Source organism: Rhodococcus cerastii (assembly GCF_033042195.1).
Lineage (GTDB): Bacteria > Actinomycetota > Actinomycetes > Mycobacteriales > Mycobacteriaceae > Rhodococcoides.
The window spans coordinates 615,316-641,317 of the sequence record NZ_JAWLKF010000001.1; the positions used below are offsets into that span (position 1 = coordinate 615,316).

Sequence of the window (26,002 nt, forward strand, 5' to 3'; positions counted from 1 at the left end):
AGCCCACTACAATTAGTACGTCGAACAGGTGTGACACTATTCACATGGCCGTTGGGGGTCTGTTGAATACGTGGGAGTTCGGAAATGGCATCAGGTGGTCGCGACTTCGACGAGGTTGCCTCCCTCCGGCGTTCCGGCAGGCACCGCCGAGGTCTTCTGGCGAAACTGGCCGCGGCCACCTCCGACTGGTACGGGGCTCCGCACGATTTCGAGTGGATCCTCAATCACAGATCGACCCGTCCGCTGACCGGGATCATTCGTGCCGTGTTCGGCACCGCCACGATGATGTACGCCGTCACGTCGATCCTGATGCTGTTCAGCGATCTCGGTCCTCAGGGCAGTGTGGCCATCGGCTGGGTTCTCTTCGTTCTCGTCACCCAGGTGTTCGTCGCCGCACGGTGCGTGTTCGGGCCGATCCCCGGGAAGAAGTTCTTCGTCGCGTTTCTGGCCTTCGGGGACATTCTCACGACCTCGGTGTTGATTCTGTACGCACCTGTCGCGTCCCTGATCGGAACGGTGTTGTTCGCCGTCACGGGGGCGTTCTGCACCTACTTCCTCAGTCCGCGGCTGCTGGTGGCGCACCTGGTATGGACCGCCACGTTCATCATCGGGTTCGGTGTCCGCGTGTTCCTGGCAGTGATGAACGGCGAGGTCGGATACATCGACGGGCCTTCGGTGGCGACGGCCACCGTGGTTCTCCTTCTCGCCACCGTCGGTGTGCCGGTGTTCGCTCAGGTGGCGTGGACGACGCTGTCCAACGACGCCAAGCGATCGGTTCTCGATCCTCTGACCGGGGTGTACAACCGGCGCGGCATCGACAGCGAATTGCTGGACCTGTGGCATCAGGCCAGCAAGCGGGGCATGTCCATGGCATTCCTGGTTGTCGACATCGACAAGTTCAAGTCCGTCAACGACCGATTCGGGCACAGCCGCGGCGACGAAGTGATCGTGCGCGTCGCCGATCGGCTGCGCCGCTTGGTCCGGCATCAGGGCGGAGTGCTCGCCCGAACCGGTGGCGAGGAGTTCCTCGTCGCCATGGTCGGCGATGCGCGGGGGATGGTCGATCTCGGCTTCGACGCGGTTCGGATGCTCTGCGACCACCGCGACGACATCCCCGTCACCGTCAGCGTGGGAATGGCGTTGTTGCGCGAGGATTCGGCTCTGTGGGACGTGGGGAAGTCCGTGGTCGGCAGAGCAGCCCGTACGGCGGACGCGGCGATGTACCGGTCCAAGCAGTCCGGGGGAAACAGCTTGGTCATCGACGAGATCTGAGCCATAGCACCACGTCGCTCGATGCGCCGGTGTGCCTGGGTGGGACCTCTGCGATGATCGTGCGATGTATCGGCTATCGGATGCTCAGCGACGTGGACTGCCTGCCGGAGTGCTGTTGTCGGTGATGGCCTCCGTGCTCGGCGGAATCTACGCCGACTCCTTCGTGACCGGATTCGCCTTGACCGCCGGTGTCTGCGCGGTGGCGATCATCGCCGCGACGCTGTTGCTGGGTCTGCTGGGGCGGTAGTCGCTGCGCTGCAGCCCGTGCTTCTCTGTCGGTGGGTTCGGATAATCTTCGACACGTGCCAGAAGCGACCGAACCGCCCGCAGGAAACGACGAGACCGCAGGGACCGTCGGTGTCGAACTCGATGCCGCGTCGTCGGCCGATCGTGAGCGATGGCAGATGCTGGCCGAGGAAGTACGCGGTCATCAGTTTCGCTACTACGTGCGCGACGCCCCGATCGTGTCCGACGGCGAGTTCGACGCGTTGCTGCGTGAGCTGAACGAGCTGGAAGAAGCACACCCGGATCTGCGCACCGCGGATTCACCGACGCAACTCGTCGGGGGAGGCTTCGCAACGGAATTCACCGCCGTGGACCATCTCGAACGAATGTTGAGCTTGGACAACGTGTTCGATCACGACGAGTTGCGTGCCTGGGCCAAAAGAGTCGAGACCGAGGCAGGGCCTGATCTGGAGTACCTGTGCGAGGTCAAGATCGACGGCGTCGCCCTGAATCTGGTGTACGAGAACGGGACGCTCGTGCGCGGTGCCACGCGAGGTGACGGGCGGACCGGTGAGGACGTGACGCTCAACGCACGCACGATCGACGACATCCCGGACACTCTGACGGGTAGCGAGCAGTACCCCGTGCCGGAGTTGTTGGAAGTGCGCGGCGAGGTCTTCTTCCGGCTCGAGGATTTCCAGGCGCTCAACGCCTCGCTCGTGGCAGAGGGCAAGCCCCCGTTCGCGAATCCACGAAACTCGGCGGCGGGGTCGCTGCGACAGAAGAATCCGGCGGTCACCTCCAAGCGACGTCTGGGAATGATCTGCCACGGCTTCGGTCGCATGGTGGGTTTCACCCCGGAGTCGCAGTGGCACGCGTACGAGGCGCTTCGCTCCTGGGGGCTGCCCATTTCCACCCACACGACCCGCGTGCAGGGCGTCGACGCAGTCGTCGAGAAGGTCGTCTACTGGGACCAGCACCGTCACGACGTCGAACACGAGATCGATGGCCTGGTCGTCAAGATCGACGACATGTCGCTGCATCGTCGACTGGGGACGACGTCTCGCGCGCCGCGGTGGGCCATCGCGTACAAGTACCCACCGGAGGAAGTCACCACGACGCTGCTCGACATCCGCGTCAGCGTGGGCCGGACGGGCAGAGTGACGCCCTTCGCGTACATGACGCCGGTGCTCGTGGCCGGGTCCACAGTGTCGCTGGCGACGCTGCACAACGGTTCGGAGGTCAAGCGCAAGGGCGTTCTGATCGGTGACACCGTGACCATTCGCAAAGCGGGAGAGGTCATTCCGGAGGTTCTCGGCCCGGTCGTCGACGCCAGGACCGGTGACGAGACCGAGTTCGTCATGCCCACCGAGTGCCCGGAGTGCTCGACGCCACTGGCCCCGGCCAAGGAGGGTGACGCCGACCTGCGGTGCCCCAACTCGCAGTTCTGCCCGGCGCAGCGTCGCGAGCGAGTGTTCTTCGTCGCCGAGCGGCAGCGATTCGACATCGAGGGCCTCGGGTACGAGGCCGCATCCGACCTGTTGGCCACCGGGGCCATCGAGGACGAGGGCGATCTGTTCTCGCTCACCGAGGACGACCTGATGAAGACGGCGATCTTTCGCACCAAATCCGGGTCGTTGTCCGCCACCGGTCGAAAGTTGCTCGACAACCTGGCCACCGCACGGAATCAGCCGCTGTGGCGGGTGCTGGTCAGTCTGTCCATTCGGCACGTGGGGCCGTCGGCAGCCAGGGCACTGGCAGGGGAGTTCGGCAGCCTCGAGCGGATACGGGCGGCGTCGGTCGAGGAACTCTCGGCGGTCGACGGGGTGGGCGGCACCATTGCGGCCGCAGTCTCCGAGTGGTTCGAGGTCGACTGGCACCGCGCCATCGTCGACAAGTGGCAGGCAGCAGGCGTGCGGATGGAAGACGAGCGCGATGCGTCGATCGAGCGGAACCTGGAGGGGCTCTCGATCGTGGTCACCGGGTCGCTGACGTCCTACTCGCGTGACGAGGCCAAGGAAGCGATTCTGTTGCGAGGTGGCAAGGCTGCAGGTTCGGTGTCCAAGAAGACGGCGTTCGTGGTCGTCGGCGAGGCTCCGGGGTCCAAGCACGACAAGGCAATCGAGCTCGGCGTGCCGGTACTCGACGAAGCGGGTTTCACCCTGCTGTTGACCGAGGGACCCGAGGCCGTGGCTCCGACCGAAGCAGAACCCGGATCGGCGGACTGACCGAGCCCGGACGCGTCAGTGCCTCGGTGCGTCAGTTCAGTACCGTCGCGACGATGCCGGCGAGATAGCCGAGGCGGGCGACCTCCGAGGGCCTGAACTCCGGGCCGCCCGGCCTGCCCAGCATCAGCACGGTGCCGGTGGTACCGAGGGGAGCAGCGGCGATCTTGGTGTCCATGTCGCGCCATACCTGGGGCACCCACTCGGCGTCGGAGTCCAGAGCAGCGGGGGCGTTCAGCGGAAACCACGGTAGCTCGGCGGCGTGAGTCTCGGGAGCACCGGAGCTGCCCACCAGCCGGAACGGGCCGTGCGCGTTGGTGGCAACGACGGTGCTCCACCCCACTCGAAGGACACGGGGCGCTCCGTCGACGAGCACCTGCAGTCGATCGTCGGACGCCGCGGCGACCCGATCGATCAGTTCCAGTTCGCGATGCGTGTCGAGGACGCCGGTGTACGGGCGGATGGAATCGACCCGGACATCGGTGAGGTTCTCGGCAGCAGTGATCAGCGTGTCCGGAAGCGAACCCGGAGCAACGTCGACCACCAGATCGTCGACCGCATAACCGTCGCCGCGTTCGATGACGTCGAGGGAGAGGATGTCCGCCCCGACCGACCCGAGCGCGACGGCCAACGATCCGAGGCTGCCCGGACGATCCGGCAGTTGGACGCGGAGCAGGTAGGACATGTCACGCTCCCTTTCGACTTCTGGCGTACTGCGGCCACCCCAGCGTCAGCGGTCGTTGCTGGCTGGCAGAAGGGAACACTGTGCACCCCGGCGCGAGCAATCCTTGCATCTTCGACCTGTCCGGTACGTCGCGCAACGCGGGCCGTGACAATTCCGACACTCGACGCAAGCCACGAGGCGTGAGTGAAGCCTGCGTAATGCTGCGCACTAGGCTGGACCGCGTTCGCGAACCCGTGAGGTTCGCTCTGCACGAATACGGGGCCGCTTCTGCGGGCTCCGCTCCTCACGTCTGAAAGGGGTCTACGCGGTGCCAGACATCTCCCGCGACGAGGTCGCTCACCTCGCCCGGCTGTCGCGCTTGGCTCTCAGCGACGCCGAACTCGACGAGTTCGCCGGCCAGTTGGATTCGATTCTTCATCACGTCAAGGCAGTGGCGGAGGTGGCGACGGACGACGTTCCGCCGACGGCCAACCCCAGTGACATCGTGAACGTCACGCGTCCCGACGTGATCGTTCCCGGCCTGACGCCGGAGCAATCGCTGTCCGGCGCACCGAACGCCGAGGAGGGCCGTTTCGCGGTGCCGCAGATTCTGGGAGAGAGCGAATGACCGACCTGACGAAGCTCGACGCGTCCGAGCTCGCGACCCGCATCCACGCGCGTGAGATCAGCGCCGTCGAGGTGACCCGGGCGCATCTCGACCGGATCTCCGAGGTCGATGGTGACCTGCACGCATTTCTGCACATCGCGGGGTCCGAGGCACTCGCAGCAGCGACCGACGTCGATGCGGGATTGTCGGCGGGAGACGCACCTGCCTCGGCTCTGGCCGGCGTGCCGCTTGCTCTCAAGGACGTGTTCACCACGACCGACATGCCGACGACGGCCGGATCGAAGATTCTCGACGGGTGGATGTCGCCCTACGACGCGACGCTGACCACGAAGCTGCGGGCCGCGGGCATTCCGGTGCTGGGCAAGACGAACATGGACGAGTTCGCGATGGGCTCGTCCACCGAGAACTCGGCGTACGGTCCGACGAAGAACCCCTGGGACACCACTCGCATCCCCGGCGGCTCCGGAGGCGGCAGTGCTGCGGCGCTCGCGTCGTACCAGGCCCCGCTGGCCATCGGCACCGACACCGGCGGATCGATCCGTCAGCCGGCGGCTCTGACCGGCACCGTGGGAACCAAGCCGACCTACGGCAGCGTCTCGCGCTACGGACTGATCGCCTGTGCCTCGTCACTCGATCAGGGCGGCCCGTGCGGTCGGACCGTGCTCGACACCGCGTTGCTGCACGAGGTCATCGCCGGATACGACGCGCGGGACTCCACATCGGTCGACACGGCTGTTCGACCGGTCGTCGCAGCGGCACGAGAGGGTGCTCGTGGTGACCTGACGGGCGTGCGCGTCGGTGTGGTGAAGGAATTGCACTCGGACAAGTACCAGCCCGGTGTGATCTCGTCGTTCGATGCTGCGGTCGCCGCACTCACCGAACTCGGTGCCGAGGTGGTCGAGGTGTCGTGCCCCAACTTCGTGCATGCACTGGCCGCTTATTACCTGATCCTTCCGTCGGAGGTGTCGTCCAACCTGGCTCGGTTCGACGGCATGCGGTACGGATTGCGTGCGGGGGACGACGGCAAGCACAGCGCCGAGCAGGTCATGGCCACCACGCGCGCGCAGGGGTTCGGGCCGGAAGTCAAGCGTCGCATCATGATCGGGACGTACGCCCTCTCCGCGGGATATTACGACGCCTACTACGGCTCTGCTCTGAAGGTGCGCACGCTCATCGCACGTGACTTCGATGCCGCATACGAGAAGGTCGACGTGCTGGTGTCGCCGACGACCCCGACGACGGCATTTCCGTTGGGGGACAAGGTCGGCGACCCGATGGCGATGTACCTCAACGACCTGTGCACGCTGCCGACCAACCTTGCCGGTCACTGCGCGATGTCGGTTCCGTCGGGTCTTGCCACCGAGGACGGACTACCCGTGGGTCTGCAGATCATGGCTCCGGCGTTCGCGGACGAGCGGCTCTACCGCGTCGGTGCCGCATACGAGGCCGCTCGCGGCGATCTGAGGTAGTTCGAGGTGCTGCATCGGTGGGCTGCCGATCTGGCTCATCTGCCCTTGCTTTCCGGTGCAGTGCCCGTGCTCGCGTCGACGGCGGCCGTTGTCGTGACGTCGGTCCTCGCCGTCGCTGTCGTGCTGTGGGTCCGGCGAGGCCGAGCACTGGGAGCGGTGTTCGGTCCGCTGAGCGCTTTCGGGCTCGTGGCGTCGCTTCTGTTGGCGGCGACGGTGCTCACCAATCTGACCGTCACTCGATACCCGACGGTGGCCGTGGCGCTGGGCCACCGTCCGGCCGTGACCGAGGGCACCGGCAGGTTGGTCGATGTGGACGTGCCCGGCACTGTGTCGCAGTTCGCCGCGCGGCCCGCCACCGTCTACGTTCCGGCGTCGTACGACGCCGGAGCGAGCGATCTGCCGGTGCTGGTGCTGCTCACCGGCCAACCCGGCCACGTCGTCGACTGGATCGAGGGTGGTCGTCTGGCCCAGACGATGGACGCCTTCGCGGCGCGGCACGGCGGTGCGGCTCCGATCGTCGTGGTGGCCGACGGTCTGGGTGACACCGAGGCGAATCCGATGTGCATGGATTCGAATCTCGGAAATGCCGCGACGTACTTGTCGGTCGATGTGCCGCACTGGATTCGGTCGAATTTTCGGGTGTCCTCGGATCCGAGGGCCTGGGCGGTCGGCGGGTATTCCTACGGGGGAACGTGCGCGCTGCAGCTGGCGGTGACAGCACCGTCGGTGTACCCCACCTTTCTCGACATCTCGGGTGAGGACGAGCAACGTCGGGGCACGAGAAGCGAGTCCGTTGCAGCGGCATACGGCACGGACACCCCGGCGAACGAGGCGCGCTTCGAGCGCACGACGCCGCTGAACATACTCTCGCGCACCAGCTTTCCCGATTCGGCCGGTGCCTTCGTCGTGGGAGCCGACGACGAAGAGTTCCGGCCGCAGACCGAGCGAACATACAGGGCCGCAGAGTCCGCGGGTCTCGACGTGCACTACAGCGAGCTGCCCGGCGGGCACTCGATGCAGGTCTGGGCCCCGGCGCTGGAACAGGAGATGGACTGGCTCGGCGAGCGTGTGGGTCTGCTCGACTGACGCACGGCCTCGCCTCGACGAAGTGAGCACCGAACGGTACCGACGCGCGCAGCATCCCACGCCCGATTAGGCTGACGTCCGTCACCGGGTCCGCTTCACGGACCTGCGAGCAGAGAGGCGAAAATCGATGCGCATCGGAGTTCTGACCGGAGGCGGCGATTGCCCAGGGCTCAATGCGGTGATCCGCGCAGTCGTACGCACCGCGGACGCCCGGTACGGCTCCACCGTCGTCGGTTTCCAGGACGGATGGCGAGGTCTTCTCGAAGACCGTCGAGTGCAACTGCGGAACGACGACCGCAACGACCGGTTGCTCACCAAGGGCGGCACGATGCTCGGCACCGCCCGCACCAATCCGGATGTGTTGCGCGCCGGACTCGATCGGGTCAAGCAGACTCTCGAGGACAACGGCATCGACGTGTTGATCCCGATCGGCGGCGAAGGAACCCTCACCGCTGCCGCGTGGTTGTCGGAAGAGGGTGTGCCGGTGGTCGGCGTGCCCAAGACGATCGACAACGACATCGATTGCACCGACGTCACATTCGGCTTCGACACGGCGCTGACCATCGCCACCGATGCGATCGACCGACTGCACAGCACCGCGGAATCCCATCAGCGCGTGATGCTCGTAGAGGTGATGGGTCGGCACGCGGGGTGGATCGCTCTGCACGCCGGCCTGGCGTCCGGTTCGCACATGACGCTCATTCCCGAGCAGCCGTTCGATGTCGAAGAGGTGTGCACGTTGGTGCGCAAGCGTTTTCAGCGCGGAGACTCGCACTTCATCTGTGTCGTCGCCGAGGGGGCCAAGCCGATCGAGGGCTCGATGCAGCTTCTCGACGGCGGAATCGACGAGTTCGGCCACGTTCGATTCACCGGAGTTGCCCACCAGCTCGGCGTCGAGATCGAGCGCCGCATCAACAAGGAAGTACGCACCACGGTGCTGGGCCACGTCCAGCGCGGTGGAACGCCGACGCCGTACGACCGTGTTCTCGCAACACGATTCGGCGTCAACGCGACCGATGCGGCCCATTCGGGAGACTTCGGCAAGATGGTCTCGTTGCGCGGCACCGAGATCGGCCTGGTGTCTCTGGCCGAGGCCACCAAGCAACTCAAGCGGGTACCGCAGACCCGATACGACGACGCCGCCGCGTTCTTCGGCTGAATTCGGTGTGGCGTCGTGAGCCGTCAGATGCGACCGGACGCCTGCTGGATTTCGGCTTCGCGTTCCTCGGTCTCGCGGCGTAGTTCGCGCCGTCGCCTCGCCGCCTCGAAGCGCTGAGCACCGACCTCGGTGGTCGGCGTCAACTGGGGCAGTGTCTTCGGCTTGCCGTCGTCGCCGATCGCGACCATGGTGAAGTAGCAGCTGTTGGTGTGGCGCAATTCACCGCGCTGAATGTTCTCGGTTTCCACGCGGATACCGACCTCCATGGAGGTGCGGCCGGTGTAGTTGACCGACGCAGAGAACGTGACCAGTTCTCCGACGTGGATGGGTTCGCGAAACACGACGCGATCGACCGACAGAGTCACGACATAGGCCCCCGCGTAGCGGCTGGCGCAGGCGTACGCCACCTGGTCCAGGAACTTGAGAATCGTGCCGCCGTGGACGTTGCCCGAGAAGTTGGCCATGTCGGGTGTCATCAGCACGGTCATGGACAGTGTCTGCTTCTCTGGGGGAGTCACCCGTGCACGGTAACGAGTGCACGTGGTTACTCGCGCGTCGTGTGCAATGCATAAACTACTGACCATGACTGCTGCAACCGTCGATCTGATCGATTACGACGATGTGCTCGCCAAGTTCGACCCCGTGTTGGGCATGGAGGTCCACGTGGAGTTGGGCACGGCGACCAAGATGTTCTGCGGCTGCCCCACCGAATTCGGTGCCGAGCCGAACACTCAGGTGTGCCCGGTGTGCCTGAGCCTTCCCGGCGCGCTTCCGGTGGTGAACTCGGCTGCGGTGGAGTCGGCTATTCGGATCGGGCTGGCGCTCAATTGCTCGATCACCCCATGGGGACGGTTCGCTCGCAAGAACTACTTCTACCCGGATCAGCCGAAGAACTACCAGATCTCGCAGTACGACGAGCCCATCGCCACCGAGGGCTACCTCGATGTGCTGCTCGACGACGGCAGTACGTTTCGAGTCGAGATCGAGCGCGCGCACATGGAGGAGGACACCGGTAAGTCGACGCACGTGGGCGGTGCGACCGGCCGTATCGAGGGGGCGTCGCATTCGCTGCTCGATTACAACCGTGCCGGGGTTCCGTTGGTGGAGATCGTGACCAAGACCATCACCGGAACCGGTGCCCGTGCGCCCGAGGTCGCACGGGCGTACGTCACCGCGTTGCGCGACCTGTTGAAGTCGCTGAACGTGTCCGATGTGCGGATGGATCAGGGCTCGTTGCGCTGCGATGCCAACGTGTCTCTGATGGAGAAGACGGCAACCGAATTCGGCACGCGCACCGAGACGAAGAACGTCAACTCGCTCAAGAGCGTCGAGGTTGCCGTTCGGTACGAGATGCGGCGTCAGGCAGCGGTTCTCGAATCGGGCGGAGAGGTGACGCAGGAGACTCGGCACTTCCAGGAGTCTGACGGCACCACCACCGCCGGCCGCAAGAAGGAGACCGCCGAGGACTACCGCTACTTCCCCGAGCCCGATCTCGCGCCCGTCGCTCCCGACGCGGCCTGGATCGAGGAGCTTCGGACGACGTTGCCCGAGCTGCCGTGGTTGCGCCGCGGTCGGATTCAGAAGGAGTGGGGTGTCTCCGACGAGGAGATGCGCGATCTGGTGAATTCCGGTGCGCTCGAGCTGGTCGCGGCGACGGTCGAGGCGGGTGCGTCGGCGCAGGCGGCGCGGTCGTGGTGGGTGTCGTACCTGGCGCAGCAAGCCAACATCGCCGGAGTCGAACTGACCGATCTGTCCATCTCCCCGGCTCAGGTCGCCGAGGTGGCGGCGTTGGTCGCAGACGGCAAGCTCAACAACAACGGTGCCCGTCAGGTCGTGGACGGGGTGCTGGCGGGCGAGGGTGAGCCTGCAGAGGTCATGGCTGCGCGCAATCTCGTTCTGGAGAAGGACGACACCAAGTTGCAGGCCGCCGTGGACGAGGCGCTCGCAGCGAATCCCGGTGTGGTCGAGAAGATCCGCAGCGGCAAGGTTCAGGCCGCCGGGGCCATCGTCGGTGCGGTGATGAAGGCGACACGCGGCCAAGCCGATGCCGCTCGCGTCAAGGAACTCGTACTCGAGGCCTGCGGCCAGCCCTGATCACGACGGAGAACGACCGAGGCCGAGCGCAATCGAGCGCTCGGCCTCGGTCATTTCTCGTTCAGTCGAAGCCGCCTCCGCCGCCGCCGGGGAACGGCACTTTGACGACGCGGTCGTCGGTGGGTCCGGGCTCCGCACCGTTCTTGTTGACGGTGCCCACCAGAATCTGTCCATCGGCCGAGCTCGTCGCGCCGTTCAACTGGCCGTACTCGTCCTGGATCAGCAGTGTCGGTTCGGCCGAGACAGCTCCGGTGTTCGCGTCCGTGGTCAGTGCTGCAACAGCTTTGGCCGTTGTGAGTGCAACCGCCACGCCACCTTCTCCCGCTGCGCATCCAGCAACACCCGGACGGTCCGGCCACGTCCAGACAGGGTTGAACACTGCGCCCAGTGAGTCGATGCGCTGCAGGCGATCCTCGAGCGCGGTGCGGTCGGTGACGTAGATGTTTCCGGTGCCGTCGGTGCAGACGTCGCCCGCCGTACCGATACCGCTGAGCGCGATCTGCGGTCGCGGCGGGTTCGTTGTCGGCGACAGTGAGGTCACCCGTAACAACTTGCCGGACAATGAGTTCGGGCTGGCAGCCGCAGCAGGATCGCCGTTGTCGCCGGTGAGGACGAGCAGTTCGTTCGGCGTGTAGAAGTCGATCGCCCCGCGATTGCCCGTCGAGCCACGGGGGATACCGGTCAGGATGTCCTTGGGTACATCGCCCCGAGCCAGGCGGACCACCCTGGTGTCCGCGGATGTGGTGATGAGGGCGTAGAGCAACCCGTCCTCGATGTACGTCGGAGACAACGCGATGTCGAGAAGGCCGCCGTCGCCGGTGCCGTCGACATCGATTCGCGCCACCTCGACCGGCGTCCGGCCGGCGGTGACCTCCATGATTCGACCGGTGCGACGCTCGGCAACCAGCGCCGACTGTCCGTCGGGGAGCGCTACCAGCCCGCCAGTGGTGTCCAGGCATGTCGCGATGACCGCCGGATCGGGGTCGACACACGGACCGGACGGCGGTGGCGGTGCATCGGGATCGGACGGCGGCGTCGTCTCGCTGGGGGTCGTCGGCTCCAGTTCGGCCGCGCCCACCTCCGGCGCAGGAGTGAACGGCGACGCATTCGAGTCGTCGAAGCGGGCGCACCCGGCGAGCAGGGCAGCGGTCATCGACAGGGCGACGACGGCAGCGGTTGCAGTTCGTGGCGACGCTCCGACCGGCTTCATACTTCGAACGGTACGGAACGCCGGGGAAGACTCGCCACGCGGCCGTGAGCGTCAACGTCGGTGAGGAGCACTCATCGGCTCTAGTGTGGAGAGGTGACCGATACACCGCGCGACCCCAACCGGCCGGATACGCCGTACGAACCGGCCGAGAGCCCGTACGACAACCCCACCGAGAAGATTCCACCCTCGCGCTCCACCTCCGAGACGCCTGCGTCCGACCGCACCGACACCTCGGGTGCGCCGACCACGGCGTTCGGCGCTCAGCGTTCGGACCGACTGCCGCGTACCGACGACGAACTCGACTTTCCGCACTCGTCCTCGTCCGATGCACGCTCGGCCGATGCACAGCCGACGGAGAAGATGCAGGCATATCGCCCGTCCGCCTTCGCCGATTCGTCGACCGACCGTCCGTCGGCCTCCGCCAACACGTCGTCGAGTGCCTATTCCGATCGCTCCACCGAGTATCTGGGCACCACCGCTGCCGCGGCTCCGGCAGCAGCAGTCGCGTCCGAGCCGGAGATTCGTACGGAGACCGTCGAGGTTCCCGCGCGCCGCGGCAGCACCGACCTGGGCCTGTTCATCCTTCGCGTCACCATCGGCGCGGTGTTTCTCGGTCACGGACTGCAGAAGCTCGTGGGACTGTGGAACGGCCCCGGCCTCGACGGATTTCAGAACCTGCTGGAGACTTCCGGATTCCGCTACTCGGAGATCCTCGCGATCGCGGCCGCGGCAGGCGAAACCCTCGGCGGCGCGCTGCTGATCCTGGGTCTGGCAACACCACTGGCAGGTGCCGCTGTGCTCGCCACGATCATCAACGCCTGGTGCTTCAAGCAAGCCGTCGAGCCCGGACTGCAGTTCTCGGGCACCGGCGGCGTGGAGTACGAGACGGTTCTCGGCTTCGCCGCTGCCGCGATCATCCTCACGGGCCCGGGCAAGATCGCATTCGACGGCCGACGCGGATGGGCCACCCGGCCGCGGATCGGTTCGTTCCTCGCACTCGTCGTCGGTATCGCCGCGGGCGTGTGCATCTGGATCTTCCTCAACGGGGCCAACCCCGTCGTCCGCTGACTCCGGATACCGTCCAGACCACGTGAGCGGAACCTCGTAGCCTGCTACGACGTTCCGCTCACGTGCGTTTCACCCTCAGGGGACGTAGCGAACTGCACCCTTGTCCGCCGATGTCGCCAACGCCGCGTAGGCGCGCAGAGCGGTGGTGACCGTGCGCTGACGGTCGACCGGCTGCCACGGTCGTTCGGACGCGTTCATCTTCGCTCGCCGCGTCTCGAGGGTCTCCTCGTCGACGAGGATCTCGAGGGTGCGAGTCGCGACGTCGATCCGGACCTGGTCGCCGTTCTCCATGAGCCCGATCACACCGCCGGCAGCGGCCTCGGGGGAAATGTGTCCGATGGACAGTCCCGACGTTCCGCCGGAGAAGCGGCCATCGGTGATCAGTGCACAGACCTTGCCCAGACCGGCACCCTTGAGGAAGGCCGTCGGGTGCAGCATCTCCTGCATGCCCGGACCGCCCTTGGGGCCCTCGTAGCGAACGACCAGCACGTCACCGGGCTGAATCTTCTTTTGCAGGATGGCCGAGACGGCTTCTTCCTGCGACTCGACGACCAGTGCCGGACCCTGGAAGGAGAACAGCTCCTCGTCGATGCCTGCGGTCTTGAGGATCGCACCGTCGACGGCGATGTTGCCGCGGAGAACGACCAAGCCACCCTCGACCGTGTAGGCATGCTCGAGATCGCGGATGCAGCCGCCTGCGGCGTCGGTGTCGAGCGAGGACCAGCGGTTGCCCGTGGAGAACGGTTCGACGGTGCGCACACCACCCGGGGCGGCGTGGAACAACTCGACGGCCTCGGCGGACGCCTTGCCGGATCGAATGTCCCACGTGTCGAGCCATTCCTCGAAGCTGTTCGTGTGCACGGTCGAGACGTCGGTTTCGAGGAGGTTCGCGCGCCGCAGTTCACCGAGGAGAGCCGGGATTCCGCCTGCGCGGTGCACATCTTCCATGTGGTAGTCGGAGTTGGGGGAGACCTTCGACAGGCACGGAACCTTGCGGCTGATGGCGTCGATGGTGTCCAGGTCGAAGTCGACCTCGCCCTCCTGTGCGGCGGCGAGGGTGTGCAGCACCGTGTTGGTCGACCCTCCCATCGCCACGTCGAGAGCCATCGCGTTGCGGAACGCGGCCGGAGTGGCGATGTTGCGGGGGAGTACGGATTCGTCCTCGTCGCGGTAGTACTTCAGAGCGGCCTCGACGATGGTGGTGCCGGCACGCGTGAACAGTGCTCGACGGGCCTGATGAGTGGCCAGGGTGGAGCCGTTGCCGGGCAGTGCCAGGCCGAGCGCCTCGGTGAGGCAGTTCATCGAGTTCGCCGTGAACATGCCCGAGCACGAACCGCACGTGGGGCACGCGCTGCGCTCGACCTCGTCGAGGCCTGCCTCGGACACTGCGTCGTTGGCGCTGGCGGAGATCGCGGTGATCAGGTCGGTCGGTGCCTGCGCGACGCCGTCGACGATCACGGCCTTGCCCGCCTCCATCGGTCCACCGGAGACGAACACGGCGGGGATGTTCAGGCGCATTGCCGCATTGAGCATGCCGGGAGTGATCTTGTCGCAGTTGGATATGCAGACGAGCGCGTCGGCGGTGTGCGCATTGGCCATGTACTCGACGGAGTCGGCGATGATCTCGCGGCTGGGCAGCGAGTACAGCATGCCGCCGTGGCCCATGGCGATCCCGTCGTCGACGGCGATGGTGTGGAACTCCCGGGGAACTCCGCCTGCCGCTCGGACGGCGTCGGCGACGATCTCGCCGACGTTCTTCAGGTGCACGTGGCCGGGGACGAACTGGGTGTACGAGTTCGCGATGGCGACGATGGGCTTTCCGAAATCCGAATCGGTCATTCCGGTGGCGCGCCACAGCGAGCGTGCGCCCGCGGCATTGCGTCCGACAGTGGTGACCCGTGAGCGTAGCGGCGGCATAGTGCGTTGTCCTCGTTCGTTGCGGCGGTTTCTCGCAGCGACGAGGTTACTCGCCGCCGACTACTGCTCCTTCGCTGCCTGTTCGTCGCCGTTCTCGCCGTTCTCGCCGTCCTCGAGGTCTCGAGCTTCGGCCTCGGCCTCGGCCGCGGCTGCTGCAGCGGCATAGGGGTCGGTGATCCGGCCGCCGCTGGCCGCGGCGAGTTGGGGGAGTAGATCGAATCGCACCAGCGGTAACGACTTCTCGCTCTTGTCGGTCAGGACCACCCGCGCCCAGCGGCGATCCGGGAAGTGCAGACCCGCCACCGATTCCCACGCGATCACATCCGAACCCACGAACCGTCGAGCCGTGATCGCCTCGGGAGAGATGACCGTGCGCACTCGAAACACCCAGATGCCCGCGACGATCGGCAGGATCAGCAGCCATCCCATGGCCGCGGGCCAGCTGGCGGCAGTCAGTCCGGTGCCGAACAGCAGCAGGCCGACGCCGAGGAGCGCGAGGCGCGGGACTCGGATGACCTGGGTTCTCGATGGTTGCGCTCCCTCGGCACCGTTCGGTGACTCGGGTGCGGTGTGGGATGATGGCCGAGGTGGTTCGGACTGCTGCGAAGACGACACCCATTCATCTTCGCATTGCATCTACGCGATCTCACATAATGGGATTGCGTCGTGACGAGTTTGACTCTTCCCTGTGCGCGCGCCTACCGTCGAGCGCGTGAAGCGGAATTGGATACTCGTAATCGGCCGGCGCGTCAACGCCTGAGCCGGTTGTTCAAACTCGCATCGACGCGCCACCCTCGTACAGCTCACGCTGACGGGGGTTTTTTCTTGCCCAGAGATCGCCCAGCAATTTCACATTCCTGAGGAAGCAATCAGTGAGCGCACCAACCGCACGCCCAGGGCCCACGACCCGTAAGTCGGGGACAGCCTCCAGCCCGTCGACCAGCCCGTCCGCAGAAGCGGCGACCAACGGTTCGCGACGCCACGTCGCACCGGAGAAGGTCACCGGCGCACAGTCGGTCGTTCGGGCCCTCGAAGAACTCGACGTCGACACCGTATTCGGCATTCCCGGTGGCGCGGTTCTCCCGGTCTACGACCCGCTCTTCGACTCCGTGAAGGTGCGCCACATTCTGGTGCGCCACGAGCAGGGTGCCGGTCACGCCGCGACGGGCTACGCCCAGGCGACCGGCAAGGTCGGCGTCTGCATGGCGACGTCCGGTCCCGGCGCGACCAACCTCGTGACCCCGCTCGCCGACGCTCAGATGGATTCGGTTCCGGTCGTCGCGATCACCGGTCAGGTCGCCCGCAGTCTGATCGGGACGGACGGCTTCCAGGAAGCCGACATCTCGGGTATCACGATGCCGGTCACCAAGCACAACTTCCTCATCACCGACGGTGCCGACATCCCGCGCATCATGGCCGAGGCCTTCTACATCGCCTCCTCCGGCCGTCCCGGTGCCGTGCTCGTCGACATCCCCAAGGACGTGCTGCAGGCACAGACCACGTTCTCGTGGCCGCCGGAGATGCGTCTGCCCGGATACCGTCCGGTCACCAAGCCGCACGGCAAGCAGGTCCGCGAAGCAGCCCGCTACATCGCCGACGCCAAGCAGCCGGTGCTGTACGTGGGCGGCGGCGTCATCAAGGCCGACGCCTCGGCGGAACTGCTCGAGCTCGCCGAACTGACCGGAATTCCGGTCGTGACCACTCTGATGGCTCGCGGCGCGTTCCCCGACTCGCACAATCAGAACCTGGGAATGCCGGGTATGCACGGGACCGTCGCCGCGGTGGCCGCGTTGCAGCGGAGCGATCTGCTGATCACGCTCGGTGCCCGGTTCGACGACCGCGTCACCGGTCAGCTCTCGTCCTTCGCCCCCGATGCCAAGGTCATCCACGCCGACATCGACCCTGCCGAGATCGGCAAGAACCGCTACGCGGACGTGCCGATCGTCGGCGACTGCCGTGAGGTCATCACCGAGCTCATCGAGGCGCTGCGGGCGGACCGCGCGACCGGAACCACGCTCGACCTCGAGCAGTGGTGGGTCTACCTGAACGGCATCCGCAAGACCTACCCGCTGAGCTACGACCGCCCGGCCGACGGATCGATGTCCCCGGAGTTCGTCATCAGCTCGGTCGGCAAGTTCGCCGGACCCGACGCGATCTACTGCGCCGGCGTCGGTCAGCACCAGATGTGGGCCGCGCAGTTCATCAACTACGAGAAGCCGCGCACGTGGCTCAACTCGGGTGGCCTCGGCACGATGGGGTACGCGGTCCCGGCCGCAATGGGTGCCAAGAGGGGCCTCCCCGACGCCGAGGTGTGGGCCATCGACGGTGACGGTTGTTTCCAGATGACCAACCAGGAACTCGCGACCTGTGCGGTCGAGGGCATCCCGATCAAGGTCGCACTCATCAACAACGGCAACCTCGGCATGGTCCGTCAGTGGCAGACCCTGTTCTACGAGGAGCGCTACTCCAACACCAACCTCGGTACCCACGGTGCCGTCCGCATTCCCGATTTCGTGAAGCTCGCCGAGGCGCTCGGTTGCGTCGGGCTGCGGTGCGAGCGGGAAGAGGACGTCGATGCAGTGATCGCTCAGGCGCGAGCGATCAACGATCGTCCGGTCGTCATCGACTTCATCGTCGGAGCCGACGCACAGGTGTGGCCGATGGTCGCTGCCGGAACGGGCAACGACGAGATCATGGCCGCCCGCGGAATCCGTCCGCTGTTCGACGAGGACGAGACCGTGGGCAGCGAGCCCGGCCTCGACGAGGCCATGGAGCGCGAGCAGGCCCCGCACCCGCAGATCGACGACGTGAAAGGCACCGACAAGTGAGCACGAGCCATACCCTCAGCGTCCTCGTCGAGGACAAGCCAGGTGTGCTGGCCCGCGTCGCCGCGCTGTTCTCGCGCCGTGGATTCAACATCTCCTCGCTTGCCGTCGGCGGCACCGAGATTCCCGAGATCTCGCGGATGACGATCGTGGTGACCGTCGACGAATTCCCGCTCGAACAGGTGACCAAGCAGCTCAACAAGCTCATCAACGTCATCAAGATCGTCGAGCAGGACGACGACTCCTCGGTGGCTCGCGAGTTGGTGCTGATCAAGGTCCGCGCCGACGCCAGTGTGCGCAGTGAGGTCATCGAAACGGTGAACCTGTTCCGCGCCAAGGTGATCGACGTGTCTCCCGAGGCCGTGACGGTCGAGGCGACGGGCACCCGCTCGAAGCTCGATGCGTTGTTGAAGATGTTGGACCCCTATGGAATTCGAGAAATAGTTCAGTCGGGAGTCGTTGCCGTCGGACGTGGACCGAAATCGATCACAGCGTCGCGCTGAGCGACGGACGTGATTTTCAGCGAAATCGAAGAGGAAAGGTTACAAACAGTGGCAGTCGAGATGTTCTACGACGACGATGCTGATCTGTCGATCATTCAGGGCCGCAAGGTCGCTGTGATCGGTTACGGAAGCCAGGGCCACGCGCACTCGCTGAGCCTGCGCGACTCCGGTGTCGATGTGCGCATCGGCCTGGCAGCGGGCTCGAAGTCCCGCGCCAAGGCGGAGGAGCAGGGCCTGAAGGTCGGCACTCCCGCCGAGGTGTCCGAATGGGCCGACGTGATCATGGTGCTCGCACCCGATACCGCGCAGGCCAAGATCTTCTCCGAGGAGATCGAGCCCAACCTGAAGGACGGCGACGCGCTGTTCTTCGGCCACGGTCTCAACATCCACTTCGACCTGATCAAGGCTCCGGAGTTCGTCACCGTCGGCATGGTCGCACCCAAGGGCCCCGGCCACCTCGTGCGTCGCCAGTTCGTCGACGGCAAGGGTGTTCCCGCACTCATCGCCATCGACCAGGACCCCAAGGGCGAAGGTCAGGCACTGGCCCTGTCCTGGGCCAAGGGCATCGGTGGAACGCGCGCAGGCGTCATCAAGACCACGTTCAAGGAAGAGACCGAGACCGACCTCTTCGGCGAGCAGGCCGTGCTGTGCGGTGGCACCGAGGAGCTCGTCAAGACGGGCTTCGAGGTCATGGTCGAGGCCGGCTACGCGCCCGAGATGGCGTACTTCGAGGTGCTGCACGAGCTCAAGCTCATCGTCGACCTCATGTACGAGGGCGGCATCGCTCGGATGAACTACTCGGTGTCCGACACCGCGGAGTTCGGTGGCTACCTCTCGGGCCCGCGCGTGATCGACGCAGGCACCAAGGAGCGAATGAAGGCCATCCTGGCCGACATCCAGTCGGGTGAGTTCACCCGTCGCCTGGTCGCCAACGTCGAGAACGGCAACACCGAGCTCGAAGGCCTGCGCAAGGCCAACGCCGAGCACCCCATCGAGGTCACCGGCAAGAAGCTGCGCGACCTGATGAGCTGGGTCGATCGCCCGATCACCGAAACGGCTTGATTCTCATCGAATCACGTTCGCACGCATGCTGATCGAAGGGCACCCCTGCATCGGTAGGGGTGCCCTTCGGTGCGTGCACCAGGTGGCGTCGCAGCTCGACGTCTCCGGCCTCTAAACTGTTTCTGCTGCACCAGCTCCGAATTTTCATCGACAACAGTCTCGAACCGACATAGGGAGTTTTTCACGTGAGCCAGCCAGGCCGTCCTGTCGTTCTGATCGCCGACAAACTTGCGCCGTCCACCGTCGAGGCATTGGGCGACGGCGTCGAGGTCCGTTGGGTCGACGGCCCGGATCGCCCCGCGCTGCTCGCCGCGGTTCCCGAGGCCGACGCGATCCTGGTGCGTTCCGCGACCACGGTCGACGCAGAGGTTCTGGCCGCCGGAACCAAACTCAAGATCGTCGCCCGCGCCGGTGTCGGCCTGGACAACGTCGACGTACCTGCAGCCACCGAGCGCGGTGTCCTCGTCGTCAACGCCCCGACCTCCAACATCCACACCGCTGCCGAGCATGCGGTGACGCTGTTGCTGTCGGCCGCGCGCCAGATTCCCGCCGCCGACGCCACCCTGCGTCAGCACGAGTGGAAGCGCAGCAAGTTCAACGGTGTCGAGATCTTCGGCAAGACCGTCGGCGTCGTCGGACTCGGCCGCATCGGTCAGCTGTTCGCGCAGCGCCTGGCCGCATTCGAGACCCACATCATCGCCTACGACCCCTACGTCTCGGCCGCCCGCGCCGCCCAGCTCGGCATCGAACTGGTGAGCCTGGACGAGCTGCTCGAGCGTGCCGACATGTTCTCGGTTCACCTGCCGAAGACCCCGGAGACCAAGGGAATCATCGGCAAGGAAGCCCTCGCCAAGACCAAGCCCGGTGTCATCGTCGTCAACGCCGCTCGCGGTGGACTGGTCGACGAGCAGGCCCTGGCCGACGCCATCACCTCCGGCCACGTCTTCGCCGCGGGAATCGACGTGTACGCCTCCGAGCCGTGCACCGACAGCCCGCTGTTCGAGCTGCCTCAGGTCGTCGTCACCCCGCACCTCGGCGCGTCGACCACCGAGGCCCAGGACCGCGCGGGCACCGATGTCGCCAAGTCCGTACTGCTCGCTCTCGCAGGCGAATTCGTGCCCGACGCCGTCAACGTCAAGGGTGGTGCCGTGGGCGAGGAGGTCTCCCCGTGGCTCGAGATCGTGCGCAAGCAGGGTGTGCTGCTCGGCGCTCTGTCCACCGAACTTCCCACCTCGCTGTCGGTCGACGTTCGCGGCGAACTCGCCACCGAGGACGTCGAGATCCTCAAGCTCTCGGCGCTGCGCGGACTCTTCTCCGCCGTCATCGAGGACGCGGTCACGTTCGTCAACGCCCCCTCGCTCGCCGAGGAGCGTGGCGTCACCGCCGAGGTCACCACAGCCTCCGAGAGCGAGAACCACCGCAGCGTCGTCGACATTCGCGCCGTCTACGGCGACGGTTCGGTGCTCAACGTCGCGGGCACGCTGACCGGCACCACGCAGGTCGAGAAGATCGTCAACATCAACGGTCGCAACTTCGACCTCCGTGCCGAGGGCAAGAACCTGATCGTCAACTACGCGGATCAGCCCGGCAGCCTCGGCCGGATCGGCACCCTGCTCGGCGATGCCGGCATCGACATCCAGGCCGCCGCCCTGAGCCAGGACTCCGAGGGCGACGGTGCAACGATTCTGCTGCGCGTCGACAAGGACGTTCCGGACGAGCTGAGCGCGAGCATCGCATCGGCGGTCGGCGCGTCCACCATCGAGCTGGTCGACCTGTCCTGAGCATCGCTCGCAGTCGATCGAACGAAGTCGAACAATCACGAGGAGTGAGATGAAGCTGGCCGTCATCGCCGGGGACGGAATCGGACCCGAGGTCGTCACCGAGGCGCTCGCCGTGCTCGACGTGGTCGCACCCGGAGTCGAGAAGACCGAGTACGACCTCGGTGCTCGTCGCTACAACGCCACCGGAGAACTGCTGCCGGACTCGGTGTTGACGGAACTGCGTGAGCACGACGCAATTCTGTTGGGAGCCATCGGAGATCCGTCGGTGCCCAGCGGCGTGCTCGAGCGTGGACTGTTGTTGCGAGCTCGGTTCGAGCTCGATCACCACATCAATCTGCGCCCGGCCAAGCTGTACCCCGGAGTGGTCGGGCCGTTGGCCGGTGACAAGCAGATCGACGTCGTGGTCGTGCGTGAGGGCACCGAAGGTCCGTACACCGGAAACGGTGGAGCGCTTCGCGTCGGCACGCCGCACGAGGTGGCCACCGAGGTCAGTGTCAACACCCGCTACGGCGTCGAACGGGTGGTGCGCAACGGTTTCGAGCGGGCGCTGACGCGGCGCAAGCATCTGACGCTGCTGCACAAGACCAATGTGCTCACCTTCGCTGGCAGCCTCTGGGCTCGCACAGTGGACGAGGTCGCGGCGGAGTTCCCGGACGTCGAGGTCGCGTACCAGCACATCGATGCCGCGATGATTCATCTCGTGACCGACCCGGGCCGGTTCGACGTCATCGTCACCGACAATCTGTTCGGCGACATCGTGACCGACCTCTCGGCGGCGGTGACCGGTGGAATCGGTTTGGCCGCAAGCGGAAACATCGATGCGACCGGTACCAATCCGAGCATGTTCGAGCCCGTGCACGGCAGCGCTCCCGACATCGCAGGGCAGCAGAAGGCCGATCCGACCGCTGCCATCCTGTCGGTGTCGCTGCTACTCGATCATCTCGGCGACGCGGCAGGAGCGGCGCGTGTGGAAGCCGCTGTCGCAGCGGACCTCGCCGAGCGGGGAACCACGACTGCGTCGACGAAAGAGATCGGCGCACGAATCGCCGCTCGCCTCTAACCGAATCGACACGAATGCCACGGTAGGCCGACCGGCCACCGTGGCATTTCGTGTTTCCGGACATCCCCACCGTGCTGAATCAGGCGACGCGGTCGGAATTCTTTTCGGGACTGTCGGCCTTCTCGTCGGGACTCTCGGGACGTGGATCGTCGGGGACGATCGGCACGGAGAGTGCGGGGAAGACCGCCGACACCAGGAATGCGACGGGAAAGCTGACCGCCGCGAGGGCCCCGAACACCGGCGGCACGGCCGACGCGAACACGTATTGACTCGTGTTCTGCACGCCGAGGGCGCGTCCGCTCCAATACGGTCCTGATATCTCGGCAACAGCGGTGAAGGCAAGACCGTTGGGGGCAACCGTGGCGACCGACGCGACGACGAGCATGACGATCGCGACGGGGGAGTCGAACCAGTCGGCCACTCCGAGTCCGAGCATGCTGACGGCGGCGGTCACCGCGACCCACCGGAGGGGCCGCATGCGGCTGCCTACCCGATCGGACAACGCGCCGACGCTCATCCGGCCCAGTGCGCCGAGAATCTGCGTCACCGTGACGAGGACGCCCGCCGCCGCTGCTGTCCATCCTCGGTCGGTCATCAGCCATACGAGCGCATACGTCCAGACCACGTACTGCGGCACCACCAACAGGATCGAGGTGGCGTGAATGCGCCACAGCTGCCTGCTGCCCCGGTACGGATTGTCGAGCAGACCCTGCTCCGCGGCATCGATGCGATTGGGACGCGGGGGGTCGACGACCGCCAGACACATCACTGCGGCTGTTGCGCACACGGCCGCGGGTACGAGCAGTGCCGCTCCGACGCCGTGGTCCCGGGCGATGGGTGGGATGGTCAGGGCTGCGATGGCGACGCCCAGAGGGACCGACATCTGTCTGATTCCCATGGCCAATCCACGACGCTGAGGTGGGAACCAGCCGACCACCACACGCCCGCTGGCGCTGTTCGCACTCGCCGCTGCCATACCGCCGAGCAGGAGCAGGATTGCCAGCAGGGGAACGGAGGTGGTGAACACGGCGGCTACAGCGGCGAGCGCCGTCAGGCCGAGCCCGACTGCGAGAACCAGTCTTTCGCCGATCCGATCGACCAACATACCCCAGGCGATCAGGGTGAACATGATGCCCACGGTGGGCATGGCGACGACGAGTCCGGCGGCGGGCAGGCTCAGGCCGCGGTCGTCGTGCAGGGCGGGAATGAGAAATGCTGCACCGTTGATGAACACCGCGCCTGCGGTCTGCGCGAGCATGCCGAGCGAAAGCATGAACCATCGCCTGATTTCGCCGATGTCGGACATCTGCGCGGTGGCGTCCATCAGTTCTCCGTCTCATTATATGGACGTACGTTCTTGCAATATGGAACTACAGACCGACCCTACACCGGCCCGAATCGCGCTGAACGGACGGTGGCGGAGTGCACACCACGCATGTCGATAGACTTCCGACATGCGTCTCGGTCGAATTGCAAGTCCTGATGGTGTGGCATTCGTGAGTATCGAAGGTGAGGGTGACTCGCAGACTGCGAAGGAAATCGCCGAACATCCTTTCGGCACACCCACGTTCACGGGTCGGTCGTGGCCACTGGCCGATGTGCGACTGCTCGCGCCCATCCTCGCCAGCAAGGTCATCGCCATCGGTAAGAACTACGCCGCGCACGTGGCCGAGATGGGCGGTGAGGCACCGAAGGACCCCGTGATCTTCATCAAGCCGAACACCTCCATCGTCGGCCCCGGTGCCTCCATCGTGTTGCCGCCGTCCTCGAACGAAGTGCACTTCGAGGGCGAACTGGCGATCGTCATCGGCCGTCCGTGCAAGGACGTCCCCGCCGCCAAGGCGTACGAGGTGGTGCTGGGATACACCGTCGCCAACGACGTCTCGGCCCGCGATCACCAGAAGCACGACGGACAGTGGACGCGCGCCAAGGGACACGACACCTTCTGTCCGCTCGGGCCGTGGATCGAGACCTCGCTCGACCCGACCGATCTCGAGATCAAGACCGAGGTCGACGGCGTGGTCAAACAACGGAGCCGCACTTCGTTTCTGCTGCATGACATTCCGAAGATCATCGAGTGGGTGTCCGCGGTGATGACGCTGCTACCCGGAGACGTCATCCTCACCGGAACCCCCGAGGGAGTCGGACCCATCGCCGACGGAGACAGCGTGTCGATCACCGTCGAGGGAATCGGTACCCTCACCAACCCCGTCGCAGCGAAGAAGTAGGGCGAGCATGACCACACCAACAGATGTCCGCGTTCGGTTCTGCCCGTCGCCCACCGGTACCCCGCACGTCGGCCTGGTCCGCACCGCACTGTTCAACTGGGCGTTCGCCAGGCATCACGGCGGCACCTTCGTCTTTCGCATCGAGGACACCGACGCCGCACGCGACTCCGAGGAGTCCTATGCCGCCCTGCTCGACGCGTTGCGCTGGCTGGGCCTCGAATGGGACGAGGGCCCCGAAGTGGGTGGCCCGTACGAGCCGTACCGTCAGTCGCTGCGTCGCGACCAGCACCTCGCCGTCGTGCAGCAGTTGCTCGACGCCGGGGAGGCCTACGAGTCCTTCTCCACGCCGGAGGAAGTGGAAGCCCGACACAAGGCAGCCGGACGCGACCCCAAACTCGGCTACGACAACTTCGACCGCGACCTGACGCCGGAGCAGCGACAGGGATTCCTCGACGAGGGGCGCGGGGCCGTCGTGCGACTGCGGATGCCCGATCACGATCTGACATGGAACGACCTCGTGCGCGGGGAGACCACGTTCAAGGCCGGGACGGTGCCGGACTTCGCCTTGACCCGCGGCAACGGAGTTCCGTTGTACACGTTGGTCAATCCGGTCGACGACGCTTTGATGAAGATCACCCACGTCCTGCGCGGCGAGGATCTGCTGTCATCGACGCCTCGTCAGCTCGCTCTCTACGAGGCATTGATCCGGATCGGTGTCGCAGAACGCACCCCCGAGTTCGGGCACCTGCCGTTCGTCATGGGCCAGGGCAACAAGAAGCTGTCCAAGCGTGATCCCGAGTCCAACCTCTTCATCCACCGTGATCGTGGTTTCGTGCCGGAGGGATTGCTGAACTACCTCGCGCTTCTCGGATGGGGTATCTCGGACGATCACGACGTGTTCACGCTCGACGAGATGGTGGCGGCGTTCGAGATCTCGTCCGTCAATTCCAATCCGGCGCGCTTCGATCAGAAGAAGGCCGACGCGATCAACGCCGAGCACATCAGGATGCTGGCAGCGGAGGATTTCGCGGCGCGTTTGCGTGAATACCTCGTCGCCCAGGGCCATCTCACCGAGCCGGTCGACGAGAAGGTCTTCGCTGTCGCGGCCGATCTGGTGCAGACCCGCATCGTCGTCCTGTCGGACGCATGGGGACTGCTGAAGTTCCTGTTCGTCGACGAGGCGGACTTCGAGATCGACCCCGCAGCCGCGGCCAAGAACCTCGGTGCCGATACCGCACCCGTTCTCGACGCCACTGTGGAGGCACTGACGGCGTTGCAGACCTGGACCACGGCCGACCTGGAGGCGACTCTCAAGGACGTGTTGATCGAGAAGCTGGAGCTCAAGCCGCGCAAGGCTTTCGCCCCGATCCGGGTGGGAGTGACCGGGTCGCACATCAGCCCGCCGCTGTACGAGTCCATGGAATTGCTCGGGCGCGAGAAGACCTTGGCGCGCCTGGCCGCAGCACGCGCCCAGGTGGCGTGAGGGCGCACGGTCGCCGGCGCACCCCGGTCCTCGGGGAGAGCCT

22 protein-coding genes are annotated in these 26,002 nt (G+C 65.8%); 16 read left to right on the forward strand and 6 right to left on the reverse strand.

Annotated features, from left to right (window positions below; genetic code table 11):
• The first annotated feature begins 84 nt into the window (after nt 1-84).
• The 3 genes from R3P93_RS02705 (at nt 85) to ligA (ending at nt 3,725) form a co-directional block, all read left to right on the forward strand.
• A complete protein-coding gene (locus R3P93_RS02705) occupies nt 85-1,272 on the forward strand; it encodes a GGDEF domain-containing protein (RefSeq protein ID WP_082898580.1) in 1,188 nt (395 codons plus the stop codon).
• A gap of 64 nt (nt 1,273-1,336) precedes the next feature.
• Entirely contained in the window at nt 1,337-1,519 is a 183-nt protein-coding gene (locus R3P93_RS02710; protein ID WP_068045768.1) for a hypothetical protein, read from the forward strand.
• A 157-nt stretch (nt 1,520-1,676) separates the two neighbouring features.
• Nucleotides 1,677-3,725 carry an NAD-dependent DNA ligase LigA gene (gene ligA / locus R3P93_RS02715; RefSeq protein ID WP_094642450.1) on the forward strand — a complete coding sequence of 683 codons (2,049 nt, stop codon included), beginning with the start codon at nt 1,677-1,679 and terminating at the stop codon, nt 3,723-3,725.
• 31 nt (nt 3,726-3,756) lie between these two features.
• On the opposite strand, the gene R3P93_RS02720 is transcribed toward ligA, so the two are convergent.
• Entirely contained in the window at nt 3,757-4,407 is a 651-nt protein-coding gene (locus R3P93_RS02720; RefSeq protein ID WP_068045765.1) for an ACT domain-containing protein, read from the reverse strand.
• Between the two features lie 307 nt (nt 4,408-4,714).
• Between R3P93_RS02720 and gatC the strand changes: the two genes are divergently transcribed.
• The 4 genes from gatC to R3P93_RS02740 all read left to right on the forward strand — a co-directional run bounded on the left by gatC (nt 4,715) and on the right by R3P93_RS02740 (nt 8,728).
• Nucleotides 4,715-5,014 (forward strand): Asp-tRNA(Asn)/Glu-tRNA(Gln) amidotransferase subunit GatC, encoded by a 300-nt coding sequence (gene gatC / locus R3P93_RS02725; protein WP_068045762.1) that lies wholly within the window; start codon nt 4,715-4,717, stop codon nt 5,012-5,014.
• On the forward strand, nt 5,011-6,483 hold the full coding sequence (gatA, locus tag R3P93_RS02730) for an Asp-tRNA(Asn)/Glu-tRNA(Gln) amidotransferase subunit GatA (protein ID WP_317532359.1): 1,473 nt from the start codon (nt 5,011-5,013) through the stop codon (nt 6,481-6,483). Before gatC ends, gatA begins: the two co-directional genes overlap by 4 nt.
• A 6-nt stretch (nt 6,484-6,489) precedes the next feature.
• Complete coding sequence (locus tag R3P93_RS02735) at nt 6,490-7,569, forward strand: alpha/beta hydrolase (protein WP_317532360.1); 1,080 nt, start codon at nt 6,490-6,492, stop codon at nt 7,567-7,569.
• Between the two features lie 127 nt (nt 7,570-7,696).
• The gene (locus R3P93_RS02740; RefSeq protein ID WP_094642260.1) at nt 7,697-8,728 is read left to right on the forward strand and encodes an ATP-dependent 6-phosphofructokinase; all 1,032 of its coding nucleotides are present in this window, start codon (nt 7,697-7,699) and stop codon (nt 8,726-8,728) included.
• Nucleotides 8,729-8,751: 23 nt separating this feature from the next.
• On the opposite strand, the gene R3P93_RS02745 is transcribed toward R3P93_RS02740, so the two are convergent.
• Nucleotides 8,752-9,216, reverse strand: coding sequence for an acyl-CoA thioesterase (locus R3P93_RS02745; RefSeq protein ID WP_262498317.1), 465 nt, complete (start codon nt 9,214-9,216; stop codon nt 8,752-8,754).
• 94 nt (nt 9,217-9,310) lie between these two features.
• Here R3P93_RS02745 and gatB point away from each other — a divergent pair, with 94 nt between their 5' ends.
• Nucleotides 9,311-10,822 carry an Asp-tRNA(Asn)/Glu-tRNA(Gln) amidotransferase subunit GatB gene (gatB, locus tag R3P93_RS02750; RefSeq protein ID WP_094671441.1) on the forward strand — a complete coding sequence of 504 codons (1,512 nt, stop codon included), beginning with the start codon at nt 9,311-9,313 and terminating at the stop codon, nt 10,820-10,822.
• Between the two features lie 61 nt (nt 10,823-10,883).
• Here gatB and R3P93_RS02755 read toward each other — a convergent pair whose 3' ends face one another.
• Nucleotides 10,884-12,032, reverse strand: a complete 1,149-nt coding sequence (locus tag R3P93_RS02755) for a PQQ-dependent sugar dehydrogenase (protein WP_317532361.1) — start codon at nt 12,030-12,032, stop codon at nt 10,884-10,886.
• Between the two features lie 93 nt (nt 12,033-12,125).
• On the opposite strand from R3P93_RS02755, the gene R3P93_RS02760 reads away from it, so the two are divergent.
• Complete coding sequence (locus R3P93_RS02760; protein ID WP_317532362.1) at nt 12,126-13,100, forward strand: DoxX family protein; 975 nt, start codon at nt 12,126-12,128, stop codon at nt 13,098-13,100.
• Nucleotides 13,101-13,175: 75 nt separating this feature from the next.
• Here R3P93_RS02760 and ilvD read toward each other — a convergent pair whose 3' ends face one another.
• Complete coding sequence (gene ilvD, locus R3P93_RS02765) at nt 13,176-15,017, reverse strand: dihydroxy-acid dehydratase (RefSeq protein ID WP_317532363.1); 1,842 nt, start codon at nt 15,015-15,017, stop codon at nt 13,176-13,178.
• A gap of 60 nt (nt 15,018-15,077) precedes the next feature.
• Nucleotides 15,078-15,632 carry a PH domain-containing protein gene (locus R3P93_RS02770; RefSeq protein ID WP_317532364.1) on the reverse strand — a complete coding sequence of 185 codons (555 nt, stop codon included), beginning with the start codon at nt 15,630-15,632 and terminating at the stop codon, nt 15,078-15,080.
• A gap of 257 nt (nt 15,633-15,889) precedes the next feature.
• On the opposite strand from R3P93_RS02770, the gene R3P93_RS02775 reads away from it, so the two are divergent.
• The 5 genes from R3P93_RS02775 to R3P93_RS02795 all read left to right on the forward strand — a co-directional run bounded on the left by R3P93_RS02775 (nt 15,890) and on the right by R3P93_RS02795 (nt 22,248).
• A complete protein-coding gene (locus R3P93_RS02775) occupies nt 15,890-17,845 on the forward strand; it encodes an acetolactate synthase large subunit (protein ID WP_068049511.1) in 1,956 nt (651 codons plus the stop codon).
• Complete coding sequence (gene ilvN / locus R3P93_RS02780; protein WP_032397758.1) at nt 17,842-18,345, forward strand: acetolactate synthase small subunit; 504 nt, start codon at nt 17,842-17,844, stop codon at nt 18,343-18,345. The genes R3P93_RS02775 and ilvN overlap by 4 nt, the downstream gene beginning before the upstream one ends.
• A gap of 60 nt (nt 18,346-18,405) precedes the next feature.
• Nucleotides 18,406-19,407 carry a ketol-acid reductoisomerase gene (ilvC, locus tag R3P93_RS02785; RefSeq protein WP_170944858.1) on the forward strand — a complete coding sequence of 334 codons (1,002 nt, stop codon included), beginning with the start codon at nt 18,406-18,408 and terminating at the stop codon, nt 19,405-19,407.
• A gap of 185 nt (nt 19,408-19,592) precedes the next feature.
• Nucleotides 19,593-21,188, forward strand: coding sequence for a phosphoglycerate dehydrogenase (gene serA, locus R3P93_RS02790; RefSeq protein WP_094642254.1), 1,596 nt, complete (start codon nt 19,593-19,595; stop codon nt 21,186-21,188).
• A gap of 49 nt (nt 21,189-21,237) precedes the next feature.
• Entirely contained in the window at nt 21,238-22,248 is a 1,011-nt protein-coding gene (locus tag R3P93_RS02795; protein ID WP_068049513.1) for a 3-isopropylmalate dehydrogenase, read from the forward strand.
• 79 nt (nt 22,249-22,327) lie between these two features.
• Here the strand turns inward: R3P93_RS02795 and R3P93_RS02800 are convergent, their stop codons facing one another.
• On the reverse strand, nt 22,328-23,572 hold the full coding sequence (locus tag R3P93_RS02800) for an MFS transporter (protein WP_317532365.1): 1,245 nt from the start codon (nt 23,570-23,572) through the stop codon (nt 22,328-22,330).
• 130 nt (nt 23,573-23,702) lie between these two features.
• Between R3P93_RS02800 and R3P93_RS02805 the strand changes: the two genes are divergently transcribed.
• Together R3P93_RS02805 and gltX are read left to right on the forward strand one after the other, a co-directional pair.
• Nucleotides 23,703-24,476, forward strand: a complete 774-nt coding sequence (locus tag R3P93_RS02805; RefSeq protein ID WP_068049515.1) for a fumarylacetoacetate hydrolase family protein — start codon at nt 23,703-23,705, stop codon at nt 24,474-24,476.
• Between the two features lie 7 nt (nt 24,477-24,483).
• The gene (gene gltX, locus R3P93_RS02810) at nt 24,484-25,959 is read left to right on the forward strand and encodes a glutamate--tRNA ligase (RefSeq protein ID WP_094669799.1); all 1,476 of its coding nucleotides are present in this window, start codon (nt 24,484-24,486) and stop codon (nt 25,957-25,959) included.
• Nucleotides 25,960-26,002 lie beyond the last annotated feature (43 nt).